This is a genomic window from Halopseudomonas xiamenensis (genome assembly GCF_014219065.1).
GTDB lineage: Bacteria > Pseudomonadota > Gammaproteobacteria > Pseudomonadales > Pseudomonadaceae > Halopseudomonas > Halopseudomonas xiamenensis.
In genome coordinates this window covers 1-1,691 of record NZ_JACLGO010000059.1, presented here as the reverse complement: position 1 = coordinate 1,691, position 1,691 = coordinate 1, and the positions used below count along the sequence as shown (strand labels likewise).

General features: G+C 67.9%; 1 protein-coding gene. It reads left to right on the top strand.

Annotated features, from left to right (window positions below):
* The coding region (locus H6X51_RS19770; RefSeq protein WP_185269125.1) for a TonB-dependent receptor family protein at positions 1–1,691 on the top strand (1,691 nt) is incomplete at both ends.

Genomic DNA, 1,691 nt, shown 5'->3' with positions numbered 1-1,691 from the left:
CCCGGCCTGGTGGCGCTGAACCGGCAGAACTACGCCCAGGACCTGCAGATCTCCTCGCGCGGCTTCGGCGCCCGCGCCCAGTTCGGGGTGCGCGGCGTACGCCTGGTGCAGGACGGTATCCCATTGACCATGCCCGATGGCCAGGGCCAGCCGGCGCTGTTCGACCTCGACGGCCTGCAGCGCATCGAGGTGCTGCGCGGCCCGCTGACCACCCTCTATGGCAACGCCTCCGGCGGCATCATCCAGGGCTATACCGGCGAAGCGCCGTTCTATCCGACCCTGGACAACCGCACGGCGGTGGGCAGTGACGGCCTGTGGCGCTCGCGCCTGCGCTACGGCGGCCAGCATGGCGACCTGAACATCAGCGCCAATATCTCGCGGCTGGAGACCGACGGCTACCGTGACCACAGCGACACCCGCCGCGATATCGCCAATCTGCGCCTGGGCTGGGATATCGACGATGTCTCCAGCCTGACCCTGCTGATCAACAGCCTCGATCAGCCCGACACCCAGGACCCGCTGGGGCTGACCGCCGAGCAGGTACGCGCCGACCGGCGCCAGGCGCCACCGCAGGCCGGCCTGTTCGATACCCGCAAATCGGTGCGCCACAACCAGATCGGCCTGAACTACCAACGGCGCCTGACCAATGACGACCAGCTGACGCTGATGGTCTACGGCGGTGAGCGGGACATGCAGCAGTTCCTGGCCTTTCCCGGCAGCGGCGCGACCGCCGGTGGCGGCGTGGTCGAACTGGACCGGCGTTTCGGTGGCGGCGAACTGGGCTGGCAGCGCCAGACCCGGCTGTTCGACCTGCCGCTGACCCTGGCCGCGGGGCTGGCCTACAACTACCAGGGCGAGGAGCGCAGGGGCTTCGTCAACGCCAACGGCAGCAAGGGCGGCCTGCAGCGCGACGAGTTCAACCGGGTGGACAGCCAGGAGGCCTACCTAATCAGCACCTGGCAGCTGGCGCCACGCTGGGAACTGGTCGCCGGGCTGCGCTACAACCGGGTGGAGTTCGACTCGGATGACGACTACCTGGTCGACGGCCAGGACGACAGCGGCGGCATGCGCGTGCACCGCACCAACCCGGCGCTGGGCCTGAACTGGCAGTGGACTCCTGAGGTGAGCCTGTATGCTGCCCTGGGCCAGGGCTTCGAGACCCCGACCTTCCAGGAGCTGGCCTACCGACCGGACGGCGCCGGCATGAATCAGGCACTCAAGCCGAGCCTGTCGCGCAATGCCGAAGTCGGTCTGAAATGGCGCCGGGAGCACACCCGGCTGGATATCGCGCTGTTCGACAGCCGGGTCAAGGATGAGATCGTTACCGGCAGCAACCAGGCCTTCACCGGCCGTGCCACCTACACCAACGCCGGCCGCTCGACCCGTCGCGGCGTGGAACTGAGTATCGAACAGCAGTTCGACTACGGCATAAGCGGCTATCTGGCCTACACCTGGCTGCAGGCCGACTATGACCGCTTTATTGATGGCAACGGTGCCAACCACGCCGGCAACCGCCTGCCGGGCATCCCGCGCCACAGCTTCTTCGCCGAGCTGGCCTGGCAGCCCCGGGACAACGGCTTCCACACCGCCATCGAAGCGCAGGGCATGAGCAAGCGCTACGCCACCGACGACAACCAGCACAAGGCCTCCGGCTACACGGTGCTGAACTGGCGCGCCGGCTACCAGCAGCC